The organism is Variovorax sp. P1_H12_2 (genome assembly GCF_056405335.1).
Genome location: NZ_JBFUCI010000148.1, coordinates 1 through 13,702 on the forward strand (window position 1 = coordinate 1; position 13,702 = coordinate 13,702).

Below are 13,702 nucleotides of genomic sequence, written 5' to 3' on the forward strand. Positions count from 1 at the left end.
GCTGAAGCACAAGGTGTTTTTCTTCCGCGGCCAGGACATCACTCGCGCCGACCACCAAGCCTTTGCGCGCTGCTTCGGCAAGTTGGAGAGCCACCCGGTGCTCAACAGCGACCCCCAATACCCGGGATTGGCGCTCATCTATCGCAGCGACTCGAGGCACAGCTACGAGAACACGTATCACTCCGACGGCCTGTGGCGCAAGAACCCTTCGATGGGTGCCGTGCTGCGCTGCATCGAATGCCCGCAGATCGGCGGCGACACGATCTGGGTCAACATGGTCCAGGCGTATGAAGAACTGCCGGAGGAGATCAAGCAGAAGATCCTGAAGCTTCGCGCCAAGTCCAGCATCGAGCCTTCGTTCGGTGCCGTCATGTCCCAGGAAGACCGCATCAAGCTGGACCGGGACAACCCGCCGGCGGAGCACCCGGTCGTGCGCACGCATCCGGAAACCGGCGAGAAGGTTCTGTATGTCGGCAGTTTCACCACGCACTTCGTCAACCACAACACGCCGGAGAACATTCGCCACGGCATCGACAAGACACCGGGCGCATCGCTGCTGCTGAACTACCTGCTCAGCCGAGCCAGTATTCCCGAGTACCAGGTGCGCTGGTCCTGGCAGCCTGGGGATGTGGCCGTCTGGGACAACCGCAGCACTCAGCACTATGCAGTGAACGACTACTGGCCCGCACCGCGAAAGATGGAGCGCGCCGCCATCGTCGGCGACGTTCCGTACTGACTTTCCAAGGTCACTCCATCCACTTCGACATTCCCGATATTCACTTTTCAACGCGGAAAGAACACCATGAACTTCCTTGACGGCCACCTGTACCCCGAGAACCAGCAGCCTCTGATCATCACCGCCGCTCCCTATGCACCGGGCTGGATTCCCTCGGACTTCCCGGAAGACATCCCGGTCACGATGGAGGATCAGATCCAGAAGGCCGTGGATTGCTACGAAGCCGGTGCCACCGTGCTGCATCTGCATGTGCGTGAAGCCGATGGCAAGGGCAGCAAGCGCCTGTCCATGTTCAATGAGCTGATCGCCGGGGTGCGCGCCCGCGTGCCGGAAATGATCATTCAAGTGGGAGGCTCCATCAGCTTCGCGCCGGAAGATGATGGCTCGGCCGCCAAGTGGCTCAGCGATGACACGCGACATATGCTGGCCGAGCTCGATCCGAAGCCCGACCAGGTGACTGTCACCGTCAACACGACGCAGATGAATGTGACGGAGCATGCCGGTATAGATGACTTCAAGGGAGTTTCGCGAGGATTTCCACACCTCTATGCGACCTACAAGGACATGATCGTGCCCTCGAATCCCAGCTGGGCCGAAGAGCACATTCGACGCCTGACCGCGGCCGGGATTCAGAGCGAGTTTCAGTGCTACAACATCAACAGCTTTGAAACGATCGAGCGGATGATTCGCCGCGGAATCTACAAGGGGCCGCTGGTGATGAACTGGGTGGCCATCAGCGGCGGCATGGATCAGGCAAACATCTACAACCTGGCCAACTTCCTGCGTGCTGCGCCCGACGGCGCGGTGGTCACGGTGGAAAGCTCGGTGCTGAATGTGCTGCCCGTGAACATGATCGGGATCGCCTTGGGTCTCCACGTGCGGTGCGGCATCGAGGACGTGCTTTGGAACCAGACCCGCACGGGCAAGATGAGCTCCGTCGAGCAGATCAAGCAGTTGGTGCGTATCTCCGGCGAATTTGGCCGCCCCATCGCGACAGCGAAACAGGCACGAGAGATCATGAAGATCGGGGTCTTCTACGACACGACGGAAGAGACGCTTCAGGCCAATGGCTTCGCGCCCAATCGCAACGGTGGCAACCAGGGATTCCTGCGCAAACCGGCCAGCGACCTCGGCTGAAGCCCATCACTTGCCTGCTCCGGATTCTCCCGGAGCCGCCATCACAGCCGCTTGTTTGCTCCATTGCGAGGCGCTGCAGCCGAACAGATTGTGGAACCAGTGACTGAAACTGCTGGGATTGGAGAAGCCTAGCAGTTCAGCCACCTCGCTGAGCGGCAGGTCGCTCTCGCGCAAGTGGCGCTTCACCAGATCCGACCGCACCTGTTCGAGCAAGCCGCTGAATGTGACCCCCTCCGCATCGAGTCGGCGGTGCAGCGTGCGGCGATCGACGCGCAGGTGCCGTGCAATCTCCTGCGCGGTGCAGGTGCCACCAGGCAGCAATGCCAGGATGAGTTGGCGGCAGGTTTCCCGCACACTTTCGCTGCGATCCCTGAGGTCCGCTTCCAGGTATTTGCGCGCGAAGCCCGCCGCCACCGGGTCTCCGGGCTCGCGTGGTCTGGACAAGTCGGTCGCCAGGCAGACCAGGCCGTTGAATTCCTGGTTGAACTTGACGCTGCGTCCGAAGAATGCCCGGTGAGCGGAGACGTCCACAGGCGGGCGATGCGTGAAGCAGACTTCAAGCGGCCGCCAATGCGATCCGATCAAATCGCCCAGCATGCGAAACATGGTGCCCACGGAGAGTTCCACCGACTGTCGCATCTGCAGCCCGGGGCTTGGCAGCAAGTCTTCCCGGATGATGACCAGGCTGCCGGTGTCTTCGACACGGACGATCAGCGAGGCGTTCACCAGCTTGAGGTAGCGGCACAGCGTGTCGAGGGCATCCCTCGGCGTGGGCTCCTCCCTCAGCACCAGGCTGATGGGCCCGAGGGCGGAGAGCTTGCGCTGGGCCGCAAGACGCAGCGCCAGATCTTCCGTCTTGGTGGCACGCGCGGTGATCTCCAGCAACTCGCGCGCGGCATCTCTCGGAATCAGCGTCTCGGGGTCTTCCAGGAACTTGGCCTGCAGCCCCACGGTTCGCATGAACGCATTGGGGTCCCGGCCGAGAGACTGCACCAACTCGACGTAGCCGATCAAGCTGGCGCTGCGCACGAGTCGAGCGATATGTCTCATGGGGTGGGCGCGATTATCGTCCGGTCTCGCCCCCGAAGCGTGTCCCCGGGCGAGGTGGGCTTTCCCTGTTAACGTCGCCACGACCAGGATCACCGTGACCCCCATGACCTCGAACGATCTGGTGTCACCGGTCGCTACCGCCTCGATGGCGCTGGACTGCGCGATCGCTGCAATCTGGGCGTCGCCGATCGAGAGACGCTGTGTCCTGCTCCCAGAGCCTTTCCTGGTCAACGACGTGCTATGGCGCGACGGCGCGACCGCGCGCTATTCGTGCGCCCTTCATCCTCCCTATATCCGCCTTGATCACGGAGCACTCAGCGGAGCGCGCACGATATGACGAAGCGCTAGAGGCCTTCTCGCGGCCGTTGATGGAACGCAACCCGACCCGCGGCTGGAGCTTCAGCCCCGTTGAACGTCCAGCGTCGGCGGCTTGGCTACTTTGCGAGCAGGGAGCTTCAAGACGCTGCTCAGGTTCGCCGCGATGGCTGGGTGAAACGTTGCAAGGATCTTCGTGCCCTCGGCGATCCGGCTTCGCCATCCCTTACCGCGACCCATGATGTCGTCCGCCACCTCCTGAAGTGCGTACGGTGATCGTTCGAGGGCATAGGAAACGATGGATGCGACCTGTCCTGCATCCTTCGCAATTTTCGTGCGGAATGACTCTTCGCGCTCGGCCATCACCACGAGCTTGTGCAGCGCGTAGCGCAATGGCGAAGGAATGTTGACGATGAGCGCGTGCTCGCCGGAGATCACCGCCGTCTGCGTGGTCTTCTCAAGCGAGAACTCCATGAACTTGAGCGGCTGCAGGTTCACGTTCAGCGGTTCATGGCGATAGATTTTGTCGCTGCGGCCCGCAACCGTCAGAAGGTCGATGCGCATGTCGCCGCTCTTCGCATTGAGGTAGGTCGCCCCCTGCCCGGTGGTGATCGAGTTCGCGGGCAGGAGTCCCATCTGGAGCGAGGTGATCGCGTCGTGCACGTTGGCCTCGGCGTTGGTCGGAAGTGCGAGCGACACGTTCTTTCCCGCATGGGCGAAGTCTATATCGTTGGTCTTCCATCCGCCGTTCCACCGGACGCCTAGCATGTTGCCCATCGCGATGAAGGCATGGGTGCCGATGAGCACGCCGCCGGCATTGAAGAAGCCGTGCTCGGCGAGCCGATTGATCACTTTGAAGTGCTGATGCGAAACGTTCATGCATCCAAGCGACGTGCATGCGTGCGCTAGCCTCGCCAAGCCGTCATGGCCACGGGGCTTTCCTTCTGAGCGCAATCGGATCAGCTCGCGAAGCCGCTCGTCGTCGGGGCCGAGGTAGACCTGTTTGGTTTTCCCTTCCAGGTCGCGAAACTGCCAGTACCAGTATTGGATGCCTTTGATYTCCTTCTTGTTGAACGAGCCCGTCAAGTCGGCGATCGAACGGTCGAGCATTCGGGCCTGCGCCTGTTCGACCAACTCCGCAAAGTTGGTCTGCGCTGACATCGATAGGTCGTCGAAGAGGATTGGCTCTGCTGGCCTCATGGTTATACTGCGCCGATTGTTCTATGAAGTATAACAAATTCATCAGAAGTTATACTGCATCTTCTGCTCGGTGCAGTATAAAATGCGYACAACGCTGCGCGCCCTGACATGCGCACTGCGCGCAGCGTTGGTTGGTCCAGGCGGGGGCGTGGGGAAGTGGCGAGGAATTCCCACCCAGACCTCGAACGGCGCCTGTGTACCGATGCCGTGGACGCGCGGCGCAGATAGCAGGCACACCACGCGGGCGACGCGCTCGAGCTTGCCTGCCGCGACCAGTGGGGTGAGCGCCGCCGTAGGCAGACTCTGCCCGACCAGATCCCGCGCGCGAAGCAGTGGCTGTCTTTCTGCGAGGACGCGGACGGCTGGTTCGACCGTGAGGTCGCCGCTGGAATAATGCGTAGGCGCCAGCCCCAGGCAGCCGGCCAGCTCGCGCCGGTTGGCGAAGCGCCGCCAGCCGAACACCTCCTTGACCAACACCCAAGCGCCGTTAGGCCCGATGGCGCGCAACTGCGCCAGTTGCGCCACCAGCGGTTGCCCTCGATGAGCCTTCACAGACCGGCGGCGTCACCTCCGGCATGTCCCTGCTCGCTTCAACGCCGCCGCACCGGATTCGCCCGTGCGCACAGGCATCGATGCGGCGCCAGGCCTTGAACTGATCGAAGCTTCCGTCCGAAGACCAGGCGCAGACGCAATTCAAAAATTCGTGACTCCATGCCAGACATACAGTATAAATCGTTTACACCATTAATTGACATTGATGACAGCTTTCAATACCGCCCCGAATCAGACGGCACCCGACCACGCAGGGGCCCCCTCTGCCCGCGCCGAGATGGCCCTGCAGTCCCCGGAGGGTTTGCCCCCATCCGCCGCTCCTACGGTGAACGCGCCCAAGGCGYCGAGTCGCGCGCCACGCAAGGCGGCAACGCCGACGCCCAACGCCAGGGCCACATCGCCTTCGAAGACAGTGAGGAGGGCGCAAACGAAACGGGCGGCTCCGACAGTCAGCCAGGCTGCGACCTCCAAGAAGGTAGCCAAGCACCCACCCGAGCCGCTACCGAAAGCCCGGCCCACGGCGAAGTCGGACGGCGCTGCCAAGAAGCTCTCGTCCAAGACCGCCGAGAAGTCCATCGGCAGCAAGAAGGCGCCCAAGCCCAAGGAAAAGTTGGTTCGCGACAGCTTCACCATGCCCCAGGAAGACTACGCACTGATCGCCGGACTGAAGCACCGCGCCCTGATGTTCAAGCGACCGACGAAGAAAAGCGAACTTTTGCGCGCCGGCCTGCATGCGCTCCAGGCATTGCCGGCGGCAACCCTTCGCGAGGCCCTCGATTCGCTGACCCCCTTGAAGGTGGGCCGCCCCAAGCGGGGCGCCCCCTAAAGGACCCGAAATGGATTTTCACCGGTGATCGCCTTGGAGGGCCTCGCGTCCGTGACGCCCACGGACCTCCCTGAACTCGAGGAACTGCAAAAGCTCACCGAACTCGGCGCCCCGTGGATGGAGCGGCGCCTGCTTTGCGAGGTCGATGCGGGCGAGCGCCGCTTCCCGGTACACGCCTACCTGCTGGGCAGCAGCCGAAAGGACGCGCCGGCGGTCGGCATCTTCGGCGGCGTCCACGGCCTGGAGCGCATCGGCGCCGAGGTCGCGATCGCCTACCTGCGCAGCATTGTGATGCGCCTGCCCTGGGACGTGTCGCTGCAGCGCATGCTCGAGACGACGCGGCTGGTGTTCGTGCCGTTGGTCAACCCGGGCGGGCTGTGGCTGGGCACGCGCGCCAATCCCCGGGGCGTCGACCTGATGCGCAATGCGCCCGTCGACTCCAGCGAACGGGTGCCCTACCTTGTCGGCGGGCACCGGATCAGCGCCGCCCTGCCCTGGTACCGGGGGGCCAAGGAGGCCCGCATGGAATGCGAGAGCGCGGCCCTGTGCCGCATTGTCGAAGCCGAACTGCTCGACCGGCCGCTCTGCATCTCGGTCGACTGTCATTCCGGCTTCGGCCTGAGCGACCGGGTCTGGTTCCCCTTCGCCCACACCGGGCGCCCGATCGCGCACCTGCCGGAGATCCACGCCTTCACCGAGATCCTCGACCACAGCCTCCCGCACCACCGCTACGTGGTCGAGCCGCAGAGCAAGCAATACCTCACTCATGGCGACCTCTGGGACCATCTCTACCTGGGCGCCGCGGAGCGAACCGGCAGCGTGTTTCTGCCCATGACGCTCGAGATGGGATCGTGGCGCTGGGTGCTCAAGAACCCGCGCCAGTTCCTCTCGCGCAGCGGCATCTTCAACCCGGTGGTCGAACACAGGCGCCAGCGGGTGTTGCGGCGCCATGTCGGCTGGCTCGATTTCATCACGCGCGCGGTGTGCAGCCACGAGGGCTGGATGCCGGCACCGGCGCAGCGCGCGCGGCACCGTGCCGGCGGCCTGGCCCGGTGGTACGGCGCGCGGGCCTGAGCGGTAGCCGATGGAACGCTGGGTCCTGTTGCGCGGCCTCACGCGCGAAAGCGCGCACTGGGGTGTCTTTCCCGAGTTGCTGCAAGCGCAGTTGCCGACCGGCGCGCAAGTGCTCGCCGTCGAGATTCCAGGCAACGGCCGCCTGCGGCAGCTGGCCAGCCCCACGCGCATCGAGGCCGCCACCGAGAGCTGCCGCCAGCAGCTTCAGGCCCTCGGTGTCGCGCCACCCTATCGCCTGCTCGCGATGTCTCTCGGTGCCATGATCGCGGTCGACTGGGCCGACCGGTTTCCGGGCGAACTCGAAGGCTGCGTGCTGGTGAACACCAGCCTGCGCGTCTTCAGCCCCTGGTACCAGCGCCTGCGGCCGGCCAACTACGGCGCCCTGCTGGGCCTGCTGCTGAGCGCCGATGCCCGCCGCCGCGAGCAGGCCGTCCTGCGCCTAACGAGCCGGCAACCGGGCTGCGCCATCGAAGTCATTGATGAATGGACTGCCATTCGCGAAGCGCGGCCGGTCTCCGGCACCAATGCCCTGCGCCAGTTGCTGGCAGCGGCGCGCTACCGCGCGCCAACGCGGGCACCCGCCGTTCCGCTGCTGGTCCTCGTGAGCCAGCGCGATGGGCTGGTCGACGCGCATTGCTCGCGACGCCTTGCCCAGCAATGGAATGCCACGCTCGTCGAGCACCCAACCGCGGGTCACGATCTTCCGCTGGATGACGGGCCTTGGGTCGCGCAGCAGGTCTGCGCCTGGGAGGCAGACACGAATGCCGTCAAGTTCGACTCCCCCGCATTCCCATCGCGGGAACGCTGACCCGCCTCCCTGCTCCCCTCACAGGACAACCGACCTGATCGCGCAGTAGTGACTGGCTGAGCCGCCGATGACGAACAAGTGCCAGGCGCCATGCGCATGGCGCCACCCCCTGCGATTGCGGTAGAACACCGTGCCAAGCGAATAGCACGCCGCGCCTGCCAGGAGCCAGGTCACTGTGACGCGGTCCAACGCTGCAACGAGGGGGACCGCGGCCAGCACGGCCAGCCATCCCATGCCCAGGTACCTGGACAGCGAAGGCGACGAGCCCTCGCTGACGCGGGCTTCGAGCCCGACCCCGACCAGAGCGACGGTCCAGACCGCGCCCACCATGGCCACGCCCTGCCAGCCTCCAAGCGAAACCAGGCCGAACGGCGTATAGGTGCCGGCAATCATCAGGTAGATGGCGCAATGATCGGCTCGCCGCCAAGTCTCTTTCGCAGGGCCCTGGGACGCATGGTAGAGCGTCGACGCCGCATACAACAGCACCAGGGTCAGGACGAAGATCGCAGCAGCGGCGCCGCGCACCGCATCCCCGGTGCCCGCAGCCTTGATCCAGAGAAAGGCGCCGCCGACGAGCGAGAGTATCAAGCCCAGGAGATGGCTGTAGCCATTGAATCGCTCCCCGTCAATGACGCGAAGGCTTTGGGCGGAAAAACGTGCGTTGTAGACCATCACTGCAAGATCAGATCGTGGTGCGATGACATTGGCATGACGCAAGCAGCATCTGACCGGGACGCAAGTTGTTCAGGGAATCGGTGCACCGCCTGTGGGTCCCGCCCGCTGGGCCGCAGGCCGCAGCTGGACGAGTCGTCAGGATTGGTGCTGCCCATCGTGCAAACGAAGCGCTGACGCAGGTCCTTTCTGTCACGGGTGAGAAAAAGTAAGCCATCCCGTTCGCCTTGGCTTGGAATGTGAGCCTCGACTGCGCAAACCCGTCAGTCCGATGATGCTATCGAAGAGCGGGAAAATGCCACATGTCCTTGCTGTCCGTCAGTCACGCGAATCCCAGCGTTGAGGAGGTGATCGCCTCCTACCGTGCCGCGCACTACTGCATCGAGCCGGCTGGTGCATCTGCCGTGATACTGCGCATCGGTGAGCGGTCGGCCGGGTTGGCTGCGCTATACAGCGAATTGGGTGTGGACAGCTGCGCATTCCTGACCGCTTCGAACCCGTTGGGAGTTGTCTTGCGCGATGCGGACAACGCGGTCGCGATGACTGCGCTGTGCGTTGATGTCCACGCGTTGGGCTTCGCGCTGTTGCCCGGCGTTACCAGAGATGGGGACCCTGCAAGCAGCTGGCCTGGCGAAGAGAGCGTTGCAGTCCTCGGCATCAGTCGAGACGCGGCGCGCGATCTGGGGGATCGCTACCAACAGAACGCCATCGTGTGGGCAGGCTCCGATGCTGTGCCCGAGCTGATCCTCCTTCGATAGCCCGGAGCCCACAGCAACGGCCATCGTGCTTCAGTTCAGTCAGAGCTGGACCTGCTCGTCAGAGGGCGGGCGATCGCCGCACCCAGTGCGCCGGCAACGCCTCCCAGCGCAACGCCTACCACCACACCGACCGCGCCGGCCATCGCGACGCCGATGGCGGCACCCGCGGCCGCACCGGCAATCACGCCGCCACCCACAAGCACCGAATTCGCCTCGCGCTGTGCTTCTTCGGGCTTCAGAGGAAACTGCGCCGCGGGCCTCGGATCCTGCGACGGAATGCCGTACCCGGGACGGGCCTGCTCGACGAGGTCTTCGTCGGCAGGTGCGGGGTTCCACGGCGAGGTGGCAGATGGGTTCATGTGCCTCTCCTAAGGAAGTCAAAGGCGCCCCCCAAGTTCGCTTTGGGGGCTTGTCTATCGGCGATCTCCGTGGACGATGAGCAGGTGACTCGCGGGGCGCGTGTCTTGCGTGTCTTCGACCGGAACGTCGTCTTCGTCTCCATCACCGGGGCCAATGAAGCGACCCGGATCGACCTCCAGGCGAGCATGAAACGCGCTGAGATGAAGCCGCAGGGCGGGCTCGAAGTCGGGCTGGGGCATGGCGAGCGGCATGATGGGTACTCCTGATTGCTTGTGCGAGCAAGGTATGTCGGTTGGCCTGCACCCGGTGTAGGAGCCCGCGCGCGGCGCAGCGACCCGATGGCTGTTTCGATGCGTCAATGGGTCCTACGAAATCACGTTCTTGTCCGTGGTGTCTTACAGCGCTTCACGGGGACATCGTCGTTGTCCGCACGACGATCGACGATCTCGGCATTCCTGCCCCACGGAGCGTGACCCCGTCGCTGACGCTGGAGCCCAAGGAGGTCGAACGGGTGGTTCGATGGCCTTCAAGGCGGCCGCCGGTTCAAGCTTGCGGCGGTTGTCGAGAGGTGCAGGAGGTCCGGCACTGGCCGGGATCGGCCTCATTGGATCGCCCGCGCCGGTGCACTTCGGGCACATCGCAATCGGAGCCAGACGCTGCCCCATGGTGGATTCCCTAGTTCGAAAGTGTTGACGGGAGGATGGGCGCGACAAACAATATACCAAACGAACGATTGTTTTTTTATGTCAGCCCAACGAAAGACCAGCCGCGCCCCACGCTCGGACAACCGATTGCCGGAGCTCCTGGATTCGGCGGCGCGACAGTTCGCCAGCCGCGGCTATGCCGCCACGTCGATGCGGGACATCGCCGTGGCGGCCAGCATGCTTCCCGGCTCGGTGTACTACCACTTCTCCTCCAAGGAAGAGCTGCTGGTCGCGGTCTACAGCGCGGGGGTCAAGGAGCTGGAGATTGCTGCCGCCGAAGCCGTGCAGAAGGAGTCCGACCCGTGGTTGCGACTCGAGGCGCTCTGCCGGGCGCACCTGGAAACGGTGCTTCGAGACAGCGACTACGCCCACGTGCTCATTCGCGTCCTGCCGGACGACATTCCGGGCGCGGCCGAGCGGCTGAGAGAACTTCGCGAGAGCTACGAAGACTCGTTCCGCGACGCAGTCGCGCAGCTTCCGCTCACACCCAGAGCAGACCGACGGGCCCTGCGGCTGATGCTGATCGGCGCGCTGAACTGGGCCGCGCTCTGGTTCAACCCCCAGGGACGCGACTCCCCACGCGTACTGGCAAGGAAATTCGTGGGGCTCATTAAGGAGACGCAAGATGACAGCACGCCCACCTAGGGTGATCGTCACCAAGATCGGGTTCGACGGTCATGACAGGGGCAGCCGCGTGATCGCAGCCTGCTTGCGCGACGCGGGCATGGAGGTGATCTACACCCCGCCGTGGCAGGAGATCGCCACCGTCGTGAAACTCGCGGTCGAGGAAGACGCCGACGTGCTCGGCGTCTCGTCCCTCGCCACGGACCACCTGATCGTCCCCAAGCTGATGACTGCGCTGAGGGAAGCCGGCATGTCCGATGTCCAGGTGATCGTCGGCGGCATCGTCCCCGCCAAGGACGAGGCCATGCTGCTGGAAGCCGGCGTCGCCCGTGTCTTCCATCCGGGAACGGCGCTCGACGATGTGGTGACCGATGTCATCGCACTCACCGCCAAACGTCGCCAGATGCAAGGAGAGTCCGCATGAACGCCACCGTCACGAACATCAAGGAGTCGCCGTCTTCCGAAAGCCATCGGCGCTGGAAGAACGAGTTCGCCCAGGGCGTCCAGGGTGACGCGACGACCTTCAACCGCTCCGGCATCGGCATCAAGCCGCTGTACACGCCGGCGGACTGGTCAGGCCAGGCCTACGAGCCATCGCTCGGCTATCCGGGCCAGTACCCCTTCACCCGGGGCATCTATCCGACGATGTACCGGGGCCGAAGCTGGTCCCAGCGGCAACTCATCGGTCTGGGCGTGCCCGAGGACTACAACCGCCGCGTGAAGGAGATCCTGGACCTTGGCGCCTCCGCCCTCTCCCTGATTCCCTGCAACTCGGTGTTCCGGGGCTACGACGCCGACGAAGTGCCTGCCGAACTTCTGGGCACGTGCGGCACGGTCATCAACCACGTCCAGGACATGGAGACCGCGCTCGACGGCGTCCCGGTCGACCGGCTGTCGACGGCGATGAACGACCCCTCCCCCTTCACCCTGCTGGCCTTCGAACTTGCCGTGGCCAAGCGTCGCGGGGTGCCGTGGACCCGCATCACGGGAACCTCGAACCAGAGCGACTGCATCTCCCACTTCGTCGCCAACCACATGTTCTTCCGCCTCGCGCTGCAAGGCGCGCGCCGGGTCGTGGTGGACCACATCGAGTTCTGCAACAAGCAGGTGCCGGGCTGGAACCCCCTCTCGATCGTCGGGCAGCACATGCAGCAGGCGGGCGCGACCCCCGCGGAAGCCATGGCTTTCACCCTGTGCTCGGGCATCCAGTACGCCGAGGACTGCATCGCCGCCGGGATGGATCCGGATCAGTTCCTCCCTCGCTTCACCTTCTTCTTCGACATCTCGATCAGCCTGTTCGAGGAAGTCGCGAAGTTCAGGGCCGGCCGGCGCGTCTGGGCCCGTCTGTGCAAGGAACGCTTCGGCGCCAAGGACCCGCGCTCCTGGCGTTTCAAGTTCCACGGCCAGACCTCTGGCGTGGACCTGACGCGCCAGCAGCCCCTCAACAACATCGCACGGGTCACGACGCAGGCGATGGCCGGCATCTTTGGCGGCCTGCAGTCGCTCCATACGGACAGCTACGACGAGGTCTTCTCCACGCCGATCGCGGAAGCCGCACGGATCGCGGTCGCCACGCAGAACATCCTGCGCGAAGAGGCCTACCTGACCGATGTGATCGATCCCCTGGGCGGGTCCTACTACGTCGAATCGCTCACCGACGACATGGAGCGCAAGATCGACGGGATCATCGCCATGGTCGACGAAGCCGGCGGGATGTACCAGGCGGTCGAGAAGGGCATCATCCAGCAGATGATCGGCGACTCGGCGCTGGCCTTCCAGAAGAAGATCGATGCGGGCGAGCAGACCATCGTCGGCGTCAACGCCTACCAGATCGAGGAAGACCCGGCGTCGTACCCCACGCTGGAGTATCCGGACCCGGCCCGGATGGCCGGCTACCTGTCGCAACTGGCGGAGTTCAAGAAGACCCGCGCCAACAGCGAGGTCCGCAAGGCCCTGACTGCGCTGGCGCGGTCGACGGAGTCGCGCAAGACCAACGTGTTCGAGCATGTGGTGGCGGCGGCGGAAGTCGGAGCCACGCACGGCGAGATCTGCGGCACGCTGCGCGAGCAGTTGGGCTTCGGCCAGCCGCTCACCCTGGTCTGAGCATGGCGAGCAGCGCATTCATCCAGACGGCATTGGCGGGCGATCGAAGGTCGATCGGACGGGCGATCAGCGCCCTTGAAAATGGCAGCGAGACGGCCTACGCGGTCCGCCAGGCCGTTGCGGGACGCCAGGGCCGGGCCCATGTGATCGGCGTCACGGGCCCGCCGGGCGGCGGCAAGTCGACCCTGGTCTCGGCGCTGATCCGGGGGCTGCGCGAACGCGGCCGGACGGTGGCGGTCGCCGCCGTCGACCCCTCCAGCCCGTTCACTGGCGGCGCGGTTCTGGGTGACCGCATCCGCATGGGCGATCGCCAGTCCGACGCCGGGGTCTTCATCCGCTCACTGGCGTCGCGCGGCCACCTGGGCGGGCTCGCCGTGGCGGCAGGCGACGTCATCGACCTGTTCGATGCAGCCGGCTTCGACGTCGTCATCGTGGAGACCGTGGGCGCCGGGCAGTCCGAGGTGGAGATCACCCGCTACGCGGACACCCGGGTCGTGGTGTGCCCCCCGGGACTCGGCGACGACGTGCAGGCCATCAAGGCTGGCGTGCTGGAAATCGCCGACGTCTTCGTGGTCACCAAGGCCGATCTGCCGGATGCCCGCAAGACCGAGTCCGACCTGCTGGCGATGCTCGCGCTGCGCCGTGGCCAGGCGTCGCCGCCGCCCGTGCGGAAGGTCTCGGCACCGTCCGGCGAAGGCATCGAGGACCTGGTCGAATGGCTGGATAGCCGGACGCAACGAGGTCTCCGGCACGAAGCGGGTGGCGTCAAGAAGGCCTACAGCC

17 protein-coding genes are annotated in these 13,702 nt (G+C 64.8%); 12 read left to right on the plus strand and 5 right to left on the minus strand.

Going from position 1 to position 13,702, the window contains the following annotated elements:
• Together AC1D2K_RS16355 and AC1D2K_RS16360 are read left to right on the plus strand one after the other, a co-directional pair.
• Positions 1-736, plus strand: a 736-nt coding sequence (locus AC1D2K_RS16355; protein WP_478089884.1) for a TauD/TfdA dioxygenase family protein, incomplete at its 5' end; no start/stop codon positions are given.
• Positions 737-802: 66 nt separating this feature from the next.
• A complete protein-coding gene (locus AC1D2K_RS16360; protein ID WP_478089885.1) occupies positions 803-1,873 on the plus strand; it encodes a beta-keto acid cleavage family enzyme in 1,071 nt (356 codons plus the stop codon).
• Positions 1,874-1,879: 6 nt separating this feature from the next.
• On the opposite strand, the gene AC1D2K_RS16365 is transcribed toward AC1D2K_RS16360, so the two are convergent.
• Complete coding sequence (locus tag AC1D2K_RS16365) at positions 1,880-2,923, minus strand: AraC family transcriptional regulator (protein WP_478089886.1); 1,044 nt, start codon at positions 2,921-2,923, stop codon at positions 1,880-1,882.
• 103 nt (positions 2,924-3,026) lie between these two features.
• On the opposite strand from AC1D2K_RS16365, the gene AC1D2K_RS16370 reads away from it, so the two are divergent.
• Entirely contained in the window at positions 3,027-3,260 is a 234-nt protein-coding gene (locus AC1D2K_RS16370; RefSeq protein WP_478089887.1) for a hypothetical protein, read from the plus strand.
• 62 nt (positions 3,261-3,322) lie between these two features.
• Here the strand turns inward: AC1D2K_RS16370 and AC1D2K_RS16375 are convergent, their stop codons facing one another.
• The gene (locus tag AC1D2K_RS16375; protein ID WP_478089888.1) at positions 3,323-4,399 is read right to left on the minus strand and encodes a GSU2403 family nucleotidyltransferase fold protein; all 1,077 of its coding nucleotides are present in this window, start codon (positions 4,397-4,399) and stop codon (positions 3,323-3,325) included.
• Between the two features lie 81 nt (positions 4,400-4,480).
• Positions 4,481-4,963 carry a transposase gene (locus tag AC1D2K_RS16380; protein WP_478089889.1) on the minus strand — a complete coding sequence of 161 codons (483 nt, stop codon included), beginning with the start codon at positions 4,961-4,963 and terminating at the stop codon, positions 4,481-4,483.
• A 232-nt stretch (positions 4,964-5,195) separates the two neighbouring features.
• Between AC1D2K_RS16380 and AC1D2K_RS16385 the strand changes: the two genes are divergently transcribed.
• Genes AC1D2K_RS16385 through AC1D2K_RS16395 form a run of 3 tightly spaced genes read left to right on the plus strand, consistent with a single transcriptional unit; the run spans position 5,196 to position 7,698 of the window.
• On the plus strand, positions 5,196-5,816 hold the full coding sequence (locus AC1D2K_RS16385; protein WP_478089890.1) for a hypothetical protein: 621 nt from the start codon (positions 5,196-5,198) through the stop codon (positions 5,814-5,816).
• Between the two features lie 24 nt (positions 5,817-5,840).
• Positions 5,841-6,890: a M14 family zinc carboxypeptidase gene (locus AC1D2K_RS16390; RefSeq protein WP_478089891.1), complete on the plus strand. Its 1,050-nt coding sequence runs from the start codon at positions 5,841-5,843 to the stop codon at positions 6,888-6,890.
• A 10-nt stretch (positions 6,891-6,900) separates the two neighbouring features.
• On the plus strand, positions 6,901-7,698 hold the full coding sequence (locus AC1D2K_RS16395) for an alpha/beta fold hydrolase (RefSeq protein ID WP_478089892.1): 798 nt from the start codon (positions 6,901-6,903) through the stop codon (positions 7,696-7,698).
• An 18-nt stretch (positions 7,699-7,716) separates the two neighbouring features.
• On the opposite strand, the gene trhA is transcribed toward AC1D2K_RS16395, so the two are convergent.
• A complete protein-coding gene (gene trhA, locus AC1D2K_RS16400) occupies positions 7,717-8,370 on the minus strand; it encodes a PAQR family membrane homeostasis protein TrhA (RefSeq protein WP_478089893.1) in 654 nt (217 codons plus the stop codon).
• A 302-nt stretch (positions 8,371-8,672) separates the two neighbouring features.
• Here trhA and AC1D2K_RS16405 point away from each other — a divergent pair, with 302 nt between their 5' ends.
• Entirely contained in the window at positions 8,673-9,128 is a 456-nt protein-coding gene (locus tag AC1D2K_RS16405) for a DUF3293 domain-containing protein (RefSeq protein ID WP_478089894.1), read from the plus strand.
• Between the two features lie 35 nt (positions 9,129-9,163).
• Here the strand turns inward: AC1D2K_RS16405 and AC1D2K_RS16410 are convergent, their stop codons facing one another.
• Complete coding sequence (locus AC1D2K_RS16410) at positions 9,164-9,487, minus strand: hypothetical protein (protein ID WP_478089895.1); 324 nt, start codon at positions 9,485-9,487, stop codon at positions 9,164-9,166.
• Positions 9,488-9,556: 69 nt separating this feature from the next.
• Here AC1D2K_RS16410 and AC1D2K_RS16415 point away from each other — a divergent pair, with 69 nt between their 5' ends.
• The 5 genes from AC1D2K_RS16415 to meaB all read left to right on the plus strand — a co-directional run.
• Positions 9,557-9,754 carry a hypothetical protein gene (locus AC1D2K_RS16415; protein ID WP_478089896.1) on the plus strand — a complete coding sequence of 66 codons (198 nt, stop codon included), beginning with the start codon at positions 9,557-9,559 and terminating at the stop codon, positions 9,752-9,754.
• A 525-nt stretch (positions 9,755-10,279) separates the two neighbouring features.
• Positions 10,280-10,837 (plus strand): TetR/AcrR family transcriptional regulator, encoded by a 558-nt coding sequence (locus AC1D2K_RS16420; RefSeq protein WP_478089897.1) that lies wholly within the window; start codon positions 10,280-10,282, stop codon positions 10,835-10,837.
• Complete coding sequence (locus tag AC1D2K_RS16425; protein WP_478089898.1) at positions 10,818-11,240, plus strand: cobalamin B12-binding domain-containing protein; 423 nt, start codon at positions 10,818-10,820, stop codon at positions 11,238-11,240. The genes AC1D2K_RS16420 and AC1D2K_RS16425 overlap by 20 nt, the downstream gene beginning before the upstream one ends.
• On the plus strand, positions 11,237-12,919 hold the full coding sequence (locus AC1D2K_RS16430) for an acyl-CoA mutase large subunit family protein (protein WP_478089899.1): 1,683 nt from the start codon (positions 11,237-11,239) through the stop codon (positions 12,917-12,919). The genes AC1D2K_RS16425 and AC1D2K_RS16430 overlap by 4 nt, the downstream gene beginning before the upstream one ends.
• 2 nt (positions 12,920-12,921) lie before the next feature.
• Positions 12,922-13,702: methylmalonyl Co-A mutase-associated GTPase MeaB (gene meaB, locus AC1D2K_RS16435; protein WP_478089900.1), on the plus strand; the 781-nt coding region annotated here is incomplete at its 3' end.

Excerpts from the sequence above, each read along its gene's own strand:
- AC1D2K_RS16360 (WP_478089885.1), top strand. The coding sequence starts at position 803 with ATGAACTTCCTTGACGGCCACCTGTACCCCGAGAACCAGCAGCCTCTG.
- AC1D2K_RS16395 (WP_478089892.1), top strand. The coding sequence starts at position 6,901 with ATGGAACGCTGGGTCCTGTTGCGCGGCCTCACGCGCGAAAGCGCGCAC.
- AC1D2K_RS16430 (WP_478089899.1), top strand. The coding sequence starts at position 11,237 with ATGAACGCCACCGTCACGAACATCAAGGAGTCGCCGTCTTCCGAAAGC.
- AC1D2K_RS16410 (WP_478089895.1), bottom strand. The coding sequence starts at position 9,487 with ATGAACCCATCTGCCACCTCGCCGTGGAACCCCGCACCTGCCGACGAA.
- AC1D2K_RS16365 (WP_478089886.1), bottom strand. The coding sequence starts at position 2,923 with ATGAGACATATCGCTCGACTCGTGCGCAGCGCCAGCTTGATCGGCTAC.
- AC1D2K_RS16405 (WP_478089894.1), top strand. The coding sequence starts at position 8,673 with ATGTCCTTGCTGTCCGTCAGTCACGCGAATCCCAGCGTTGAGGAGGTG.
- trhA (WP_478089893.1), bottom strand. The coding sequence starts at position 8,370 with ATGGTCTACAACGCACGTTTTTCCGCCCAAAGCCTTCGCGTCATTGAC.
- AC1D2K_RS16370 (WP_478089887.1), top strand. The coding sequence starts at position 3,027 with ATGACCTCGAACGATCTGGTGTCACCGGTCGCTACCGCCTCGATGGCG.
- AC1D2K_RS16425 (WP_478089898.1), top strand. The coding sequence starts at position 10,818 with ATGACAGCACGCCCACCTAGGGTGATCGTCACCAAGATCGGGTTCGAC.